Here is a 7,676-nt window from a genome sequence, read left to right on the forward strand (position 1 = left end):
CCCGTGAGGTCATCGGCCGGACGGCCGACCGCGACGGCGAGTACGCGCTGCGCGTGCTCGGCCCCCAGCCGGTCACCGTGGCGTGGCTGTGGACGCCGCCGTTCGTCAGCTACGCCGGCTGGTTCGACGGCGCGGCCCGCCCGGCCGACGCCACCGAGGTGACCCTGCCGGGCACCGGCACCCTGCGGCTCGACGTCGCTGTCGACCGGTACCCGGCCGCCTGAGCGACACGATCCGGTCGATCGGCACGGGCCGGGTGGCGTGTGAGCCACCCGGCCCGGCGCCGGTCAGCGCGCCGAGTCCAGCCGGGTCCGCTGCTCGGCGGTCAGCTCCAGGTCGACAGCGCCCAGGCTCTCCTCCAGCTGCGCCACCGAGGAGAAGCCGACGAGCGGGATCGACGGGATGTCGCCGCCCATCAGCCAGGCCAGCACCACCTGGTTGACGGTGGCCCCGGTCTCGGCGGCCACCGCCCGCAACGCCTCCAGCCGGGCCGGGGTGGCGGGCACCGCGTACTCCTCGCCGAGCCGTTCCGGCCGGACGTACGCGCCCTTGAGCAGCGGCGAGTACGCCACCAGCGTGAGCTGCGGCTCGGCCCGCAGGTAGCTGAGCAGGTCCGGGCCGACCCAGCCGACGTCCCCGTCCCGGTCCAGCTCGCTCGGCACGTCGAGACGCCGGGGCAGGTAGCTGCGGTGGTACTGCAGCACCTCGTACCCGGGCAACCCGGCCGCGGCGGCGAGCGCCCGCGCCCGCTCCACCCGCCAGGCGCGGTGGTTGCTGGCGCCCAGCAGCCCGACGGTGCCCTCCGCGACCAGCTCGGCGAAGCCCTCCACGGTCTCCCGCAGCGCAACCGTGTGGTCCTCGATGTGGGCGTAGAGCAGGTCGATGCGGTCGAGCCCGAGCCGCTCCCGGCTGCGTTCGGCGGACTCGCGGATCACCTTCGCCGACAGCCCTTCGGGGTTGTCCACGTAGCTGGTGCCCGGGGCGAGTGGCCGGGCACCGAGCTTCGTGGCGATGACCACCTCGTCGCCGACCCCGCGGCTGCGCCGCCAGCGGCCGAGCAGTTCCTCGCTCTCGCCACCCTGGCCCCCGTTCTGCCAGAAGGCATAGTTGTCCGAGGTGTCGATGAACGTGCCGCCGGCCTCCACGTAGCGGTCGAGGATGGCGAACGAGGTGGCCTCGTCGGTGGCGGTGCCGAAGAGCATCGCGCCGAGGCTGAGCACGCTGACCTTGCGGCGCGTCGCAGGGTCGGTGCCGATGGTGCGGTAGCGCATGGATTTCCTCCCCGTCGGAGCTTTGCCGGTCACCCTGCCCCTTCGAGTGCGCGCGAAGTCAAACGTCGAAGGGCCTCGGTTCCCCGGGCCCTTCGGTGTGCGGCGGTTCAGCTCGGGATGTAGTCGAACTCGTCCGGGTTCGGGCCCGTCCGGCCGTCCTCGCCCCGGTCCAGCGAGGTGAGCCGCTCCATCGCGGTGTCGTGGAGCGTGAAGTCGAAGATCGCGAAGTTCTCCTCGATCCGCTTCGGGGTGGTCGACTTCGGGAAGACGATGTCGCCGCGCTGCACGTGCCAGCGCAGCACCACCTGGGCCGGGGTCCGGCCGACCTGCTCGGCCACGTCGACGACCGTCGGGTCGCCGAGCACCGCGCCCTGCGCGATCGGCGACCACGCCTCGGTGAGGATGCCGTGCGCCTTGTCGTACGCCCGCACCTCCTCGTTGCCGAGGTAGGGGTGCGCCTCGATCTGGTTGACCGCCGGCACCACGTCCGCCTCGGCGGCCAGCCGCTCCAGGTGCGCGACCTGGAAGTTGGACACGCCGATCGACCGGACCGTGCCCGCGTCACGCAGCTCCTCCAGCACCTTCCAGGTGGAGACGAAGTCGCCGTCGTAGCGGGTGGGCAGCGGCCAGTGGATGAGGAACAGGTCGAGGTAGTCGAACTTGAGTTCCCGCAGCGTCTGCTCGAACGCCTTGCGGGCGTCGTCCGGGCGGTGGAAGCCGTTGTTCAGCTTGCTGGTCACGAAGACCTCGCCGCGGTCCAGCCCGGAGGCGCGCAGCGCCTGACCCACCTCGGCCTCGTTGCCGTACATCTGGGCGGTGTCGATGTGCCGGTAGCCGATCTCCAGCGCGGTGCCGACCGCCCGGGCGGTGTCCTTCGGTTCGATCTGGAACACGCCGAAGCCGAGCTGTGGGATGGAGTTTCCGTCGTTGAGCGCGATGTCCGGAACGCTGTTGGGGGCCATGAAGAGTCTCATCTCCGATCGTGCGGTGCCGGGGCGCGTCCGTGCCGCCCGCCCCGGCCGTGCCAACCGGATGTCTCTACCCGCTCGCCACGCTTCCTCACATCGGGGACGAGCGTCAACTCCAGATCGACCGGGCCCACTCCGGGTGGTCGACGAACGGGTTGCGGTTGCCCTGCCAGCGTTCGTAGATCCGCTGGTTGCGTCGCTGCTCGAAGGCGTCCGGCGGGTCCTGGTCGTTCCAGGCCAGCAGCTTCGACAGCCGCCCGAGCCGGGGCGCGGAGCCGTTCGACACCGAGTCGTTCGGTTCCAGGTCCGGCCAGCCGTCGCCGCCCTCGTACCGGATCGCCATGTACAGGATCATCCGGGCCACGTCGCCCTTCACCGCGTCGCGCGGCTCGAACGAGTCGGCGTCGGTGTAGCAGCCGGGCGCCTCGGCGACCGCGCCGCCGCCGGCGTCGAAGTCCTTGTTGCCGCGCAGCGAGTTGACCGACACGTCCTCCGGCCGCAGGTGGTGCACGTCGGTGCCGGGGCCGGTGGCGGTGCCGAAGTCGCCGTGCGACTTGGCCCAGACGTGCTCCCGGTTCCAGTCGTTCGCACCGCCGCCGTTGCTGGTCTTGCTCTGCGAGCGTCCGCTGTAGAGCAGGATCACGTTCGCCGGGTTGGCCGGGTCCTGGTCGGTGTCCTTGAGCGCGTCCCACACCTGGTCGTAGCTGAGCTTCGTCTGCACGCGGATGATGCCGTGCAGCGCGGTGCGCAGCGCCGGCCCGGTCTTGCCGGCCGCGGCCGCGTAGTAGGCGTCGGACGTGCCGGTCGGCGCCGGGGTCGGGGTCGGGGAAGGGCTCGGCGTGGCGCCGCCGCCGAGGCTCATCGCGCTCGGGTTCTTCAGCCCGCCGTGACTGAAGTACGCGGTCAGCGTGCCGGTCGCGGTCACCTGCCGCCCGCGCAGCGACGGGTTGCCGAGCAGCCCGAAGGTGCTCCGCCAGGCGGCCGTGACCTGCACGTACAGCATCCGGGAGGTACCGGTCTCGCCGGACTGGTCGGCGATGGCGATCGCGGTGTCCGCGGTGAAGCCGGAGGTGAGCACCGTGTTGGTGGCGGTGGGCTGGCCGATGACGTAGCCGGTCACGGTGGCGGTCCGGCCGTCCTGCGCGGCGAGGGCCTGTGCCACGGTCAGTGTGGTCGCGGCCGAGGCGGCGCCGGTCATGCCGAGCGGGATCGCGACCGCGACGGCCAGCACGACCGCCGCGATCAGCCGCCCGGATCGCGAGCGGGTGACGCGCTTTATATTCATGATCAGCGATGTTAGTCGGATCGGGGTGAACTGCGGGAGGTCAGCGGGCCAACTTTTCGTCCCGGCCGGCCTCGAACAGCACCGGCCACGGCCGGGCCGCCGGGGCGAGGAGCGCCGGCCCGCCCGGTTCGTCTGGCGCGGTCAGCGTCTCGGTGGCGAGGTGGCCGAACATCGGCGCGGCCGGGTGCGCCGCCCGGATCGGCCAGGCCGCGGAGATCCGCCGGACCAGCGGCGTGCCGGTGATCGGTCGCCAGGCGATACGCGGTTCCCGGCGGGCCAGCGCGGCGGGCTCAACGGCGACCGCGCCGCCGGTGAGCAGCAGACCGAACAGGAACTCCGGGTTGCGCGCGGGGCGGACCCGGGCCGGGGCGAAACCGTGCTGCCGGCACACGGTCAGCAGATGCTCGTGCCAGCCGGGCGCGGTGGCCGGTGGCGCGGTGACCAGGTCCATGCCGGCCAGATCGGCGAGCGCGATCTCCCGCGGCCGGGCCAGCGGCGAGGCCCGGGGCAGCAGCACACCCACAGGTACGTCCACCGGCTCACCGAAGCGCAGCCCGGCCCCGTCGACCGGATGGTGCAGCAGGCCGACGTCCAGCCGCCCGTCCGTGAGCATCCGGTGCTGCTCGGCGCTCGTCAGTTCGTGCAGGTCGAGGGCGAGCCCGGGCGCGCGGGCCGCGAGCGCGTCGAGCAGCGCGCGCAACGTCACGGCCGGGGTCTCCGGGGGTACGCCGGCGCGCAGCACCCCGAGCGCGCCCCGGCGGACCCGCTCGGCGAGGTGACGCAGCCGGCGTTCACCGGCCAGCAGTTCGTCGGCCTCGCCGAGCAGCAACTGGCCGGCGGTGGTGAGGCCGACCTGGCGCTGTGACCTGTCGAACAGGGTGACGCCCAGCTCCCGCTCCAAACGCTGGATCGACTGGCTCAGCGGCGGCTGTGCCATGCCGAGCGTCTCGGCGGCCCGGCCGAAGTGCAGTTCCCGGGCGACCACCACGAAATGCCGCAGGTGCCGCAGCAGGTCCATCCGGGCACCCTAGCGTCGCCGCTGGTTACCGTGTCGGCGTGGATGTGGCGGAACGGGTCGGGGAGATCTTCGGGCGGGCCGGGGTGCGGGGTTGCCTGCACGTCGTGGACGTGGACGACCCGACCGGCGGTGAGGTGGCGCTGCGCGCCGACGAGCAGATAGTCATCGCCTCCATCTTCAAGATCATGGTGGTGCTGGAGTTCGCCCGGCAGGCAGCCGCCGGCCAGCTCGACCCGACCGAACGGGTGCTTGCCGGTGCCGCCGACCGGCTCGGCGGCTGGGGTGTGGCCGGCTGCGCGGACGACGTGGAGGTCTCCCTGCGCGACCTCGCGTACCTGGCCATGTCGGTGAGTGACAACACGGCGGCCGACCTTCTGCTGCGCCGGGTCGGGGCGGATGTGCTGCCGATGCTGGCCGCGGAGCTGGACCTGCCGCGCACCCGGATCGTCGGCGGCCCCCGGCAACTCGTCGAGACGATGCTCTCCGACGTGGGCGCACGCACCGAGGCGGACTTCGCGCGGATCTTCCCCACCCTGTCGCCCGAACGGGTCCGCGCGATGCGGGTCTTCGACCCCGAGCACACCAGCTCCAGCACCGCCCGGGAGCTGACCCGGCTGCTCCGTCTGGTGTGGCGGGACGAGGCCGGCCCGGCACCCGCGTGCGCCATGGTCCGGGAGTTGATGGCACGGCAGCTCTTCTGGACCCGGCTGGCCGCCGGTTTCCCGCCTGGGGTCCGGGTCGCCGGGAAGACCGGCACCCTGCCGGGACTGCACCTCGAAGCGGGCGTCGCGGAGTATCCCGACGGTCGCAGGTACGCGATAGCGGTGGCGGTACGCGCTGAACGGCTTGCCGCCCGCCGGATCGATGTGGACCTGGCGATGGGGGAGGCGGCCCGGACCGCTGTCGAATCCTTGCGTTGATGCAGGCCGAGCCCTCGGCCTGACCTGCGGTGATATCGGTCCGGATATCGGCTGTTGCGCTCGTCGATCTTGGACATCGGCATCGGCGGGGTGGTGGTCTGGGCCTACCGATCACCGATCCCGAACGGGGAGGACGACACATGCCCGAGAACCAGCCGTCCGGCTACGCCCGCCGTCGACTGCTACGCGACACCGCAGTCGGCGCCGCCGTCGTCACCACCGCCGGACTCGTCGCCGGTGCCCCGGCCCGAGCCGCCGGGCCGAACCCAGTTGCCGCGCCGAGCCGCACCGCCGGCGGCACGCGCCGCCGCGGCGCGGTGAGCTTCCGCTGGTGGGGGACCTCCGGCTGGCGGATCGACATGGGGGACCGGACGGTGCTCGTCGACCCGTACCTGAGCCGGTACGACACCGGGCTGTTCCGGAAGCCGTTCAACCCGGACACCCGGCTGACAGTGGCCGCCGACGTGGTCGACCGGCTCGCCGACCGGGCGGAGAACATCTTCGTCACCCACACCCACTGGGACCACTTCAACGACGTGCCGCACATCGCCGTCCGGACCGGTGCCCGGGTCTTCGGCACGCTCACCGCGTACCACCTCGGCCTGGCGTACGGGCTGCCGACCGGGCAACTGGCCCCGGTCAAGGGCGGCGAGGTGCTCGACTTCGACGGGTACACGGTGGAGGTGGTCGGCTCGCTGCACAGCCGGAATCCCACCTGGTCGATGGCCTTCCCTGGGGTACGGGTCAGCCCGCCGCCCCGCCCGGAGACGATCGCCGACCTGCCCGAGGGCGACACGCTGGCGTACCAGATCCGGATCGACGGCGGACCGTCCGTGTTCTTCATGGGCGCCAGCGACTTCGACGAGCGCAAGCTGAGCGGACTGGCCCCGGACGTCGCGATGGTCGCCTCCGCCGCCACCACGGCGACCGCCGACTACGTGCCCCGGCTGATGGCCGCGCTGGACCATCCGAAGGTCGTGGTGCCGGTGCACTGGGACAACTTCGAGACGCCGCTGACCAACCCGCCGACTGTCGCCGACAACGACCGGGAACGTCTGGACGCCCTCGTCGCCGAGATACGCCGGGTCTCGCCGCGCAGCCGTGTGCTGGTGCCCGAGTACCACACGGCGTACCGGTTCTGACGGCGTCGCTCAGGCGGCGGTGAGGTCGCGCAGGGCCAGCACCGACCGCCAGTTGCGGGCCGTCGCCACCACACCCAGCTTCTTCTCCAGGTACGCGGCGGTGAACTTCGTCCGCCCGTAGCCGCCGGCCGGGAAGTGCAGGTGCGCCTCCCGGCCGATCACCTCGTACTCCATCGTCTCGCCCGGCGGCACGGCCAGCTCGCGCACCCGCGCGGCGGCGGGCGGGGCCGACAGGAACACCACGAGCACCCGCGTGTGGTCGTCCTGCCGGCCCGCGTACGGGCTCGCGGCGGCCACCGCGGCCAGCTCGTCCCCGTCGCGGACCAGCACCGGCACCCGCAGGCCCAGGTCGTCGCCGAGCCGGTTCGCGATGCCCTCGGCCAGCGTCTCCGGCCGGGCCGGCGGGCTGGTGAAGACCACGTTGCCGCTCTGCAGGTACGTCTTGACGTCGGTGTGACCGAGGTCGGTGACCACGCGGCGCAGGTCGGCCATGGCCAGCTTGTTGACCCCGACGTTGACGGCCCGCAGCAGAGCGGCGTACCTGGCCATCGGCCCTCCTCGACTCGTGCCCGGGGCCGACCCTACGTCAGGAGTCCGACAGCCGGGCGTAGACGTCACCGGAGCGGCCGCCGGGACGGTACGTCTCCAGCAGCCGCACCAGCCCGGCCGCGTCCAGCCAGCTCTCGCTCGCGAACCGCATGGTCTCCACCGGCGAGTAGTTGTAGCGGTACGCGCCCAGCTGTTCCACGAGGTCCAGCGACGCGAGCGCGGCGTCGTGCGCCGGTGGCAGGTACTCGAAGGACAGCCCGCGCACCGGGTGGCTGAGCCCGGACAGCACGTCGACCTCGAAGCCCTCGACGTCGACCTTGCAGAACGCCGGTACGCCGTGCCGCGCCACCAGGTCGTCGAGCGTCACCACAGGCACCTCGACCGACCGGTCCCAGCGGACCCCGGCGAAGCTCGGATCGGCGGTGACCGACTCGATCCAGGACGACGACATGGTGGACACCGTCGGCGTCGCCGACGACCGCTCCAGCCGCGCGCTCCCGGACCGCGCCCCCAGCCCCGTCGG

Annotated in this window: 9 protein-coding genes; 3 read left to right on the forward strand and 6 right to left on the reverse strand. The window is 72.6% G+C overall.

All coding sequences use genetic code 11. The features are described 5' to 3' along the window. Positions 1-224, forward strand: a 224-nt coding sequence (locus KBX39_RS17130; protein WP_210871494.1) for a hypothetical protein, incomplete at its 5' end; no start/stop codon positions are given. 63 nt (positions 225-287) lie between these two features. On the opposite strand, the gene KBX39_RS17135 is transcribed toward KBX39_RS17130, so the two are convergent. From KBX39_RS17135 to KBX39_RS17150, 4 genes are all read right to left on the reverse strand, one after another. Then, positions 288-1,271: an aldo/keto reductase gene (locus KBX39_RS17135; protein WP_166455619.1), complete on the reverse strand. Its 984-nt coding sequence runs from the start codon at positions 1,269-1,271 to the stop codon at positions 288-290. A gap of 107 nt (positions 1,272-1,378) precedes the next feature. After that, positions 1,379-2,233 (reverse strand): aldo/keto reductase, encoded by an 855-nt coding sequence (locus KBX39_RS17140; RefSeq protein ID WP_210871506.1) that lies wholly within the window; start codon positions 2,231-2,233, stop codon positions 1,379-1,381. Between the two features lie 115 nt (positions 2,234-2,348). Continuing rightward, positions 2,349-3,524: an endonuclease gene (locus KBX39_RS17145; RefSeq protein ID WP_210871496.1), complete on the reverse strand. Its 1,176-nt coding sequence runs from the start codon at positions 3,522-3,524 to the stop codon at positions 2,349-2,351. A gap of 40 nt (positions 3,525-3,564) precedes the next feature. Further along, positions 3,565-4,542, reverse strand: a complete 978-nt coding sequence (locus KBX39_RS17150) for a LysR substrate-binding domain-containing protein (protein WP_210871498.1) — start codon at positions 4,540-4,542, stop codon at positions 3,565-3,567. Positions 4,543-4,580: 38 nt separating this feature from the next. Between KBX39_RS17150 and KBX39_RS17155 the strand changes: the two genes are divergently transcribed. Together KBX39_RS17155 and KBX39_RS17160 are read left to right on the forward strand one after the other, a co-directional pair. After that, positions 4,581-5,462 carry a serine hydrolase gene (locus tag KBX39_RS17155; RefSeq protein ID WP_113971915.1) on the forward strand — a complete coding sequence of 294 codons (882 nt, stop codon included), beginning with the start codon at positions 4,581-4,583 and terminating at the stop codon, positions 5,460-5,462. Between the two features lie 140 nt (positions 5,463-5,602). After that, positions 5,603-6,604 carry an MBL fold metallo-hydrolase gene (locus KBX39_RS17160; protein ID WP_210871500.1) on the forward strand — a complete coding sequence of 334 codons (1,002 nt, stop codon included), beginning with the start codon at positions 5,603-5,605 and terminating at the stop codon, positions 6,602-6,604. A gap of 9 nt (positions 6,605-6,613) precedes the next feature. Here KBX39_RS17160 and KBX39_RS17165 read toward each other — a convergent pair whose 3' ends face one another. Both KBX39_RS17165 and KBX39_RS17170 read right to left on the reverse strand, forming a co-directional pair. Beyond that, complete coding sequence (locus tag KBX39_RS17165; RefSeq protein ID WP_210871502.1) at positions 6,614-7,153, reverse strand: DUF1697 domain-containing protein; 540 nt, start codon at positions 7,151-7,153, stop codon at positions 6,614-6,616. A gap of 37 nt (positions 7,154-7,190) precedes the next feature. Then, on the reverse strand, positions 7,191-7,676 hold a 486-nt coding region (locus KBX39_RS17170; RefSeq protein ID WP_210871504.1), incomplete at its 5' end, for an FkbM family methyltransferase.

Source organism: Micromonospora sp. D75, from assembly GCF_018070405.1.
Classification (GTDB): Bacteria; Actinomycetota; Actinomycetes; order Mycobacteriales; family Micromonosporaceae; genus Micromonospora; species Micromonospora chalcea.

What these genes read in the sequence shown, in the direction of transcription:
- KBX39_RS17135 (WP_166455619.1), bottom strand. Translation starts at nt 1,271, where the DNA reads ATGCGCTACCGCACCATCGGCACCGACCCTGCGACGCGCCGCAAGGTC.
- KBX39_RS17140 (WP_210871506.1), bottom strand. Translation starts at nt 2,233, where the DNA reads ATGGCCCCCAACAGCGTTCCGGACATCGCGCTCAACGACGGAAACTCC.
- KBX39_RS17145 (WP_210871496.1), bottom strand. Translation starts at nt 3,524, where the DNA reads ATGAATATAAAGCGCGTCACCCGCTCGCGATCCGGGCGGCTGATCGCG.
- KBX39_RS17150 (WP_210871498.1), bottom strand. Translation starts at nt 4,542, where the DNA reads ATGGACCTGCTGCGGCACCTGCGGCATTTCGTGGTGGTCGCCCGGGAA.
- KBX39_RS17160 (WP_210871500.1), top strand. Translation starts at nt 5,603, where the DNA reads ATGCCCGAGAACCAGCCGTCCGGCTACGCCCGCCGTCGACTGCTACGC.
- KBX39_RS17165 (WP_210871502.1), bottom strand. Translation starts at nt 7,153, where the DNA reads ATGGCCAGGTACGCCGCTCTGCTGCGGGCCGTCAACGTCGGGGTCAAC.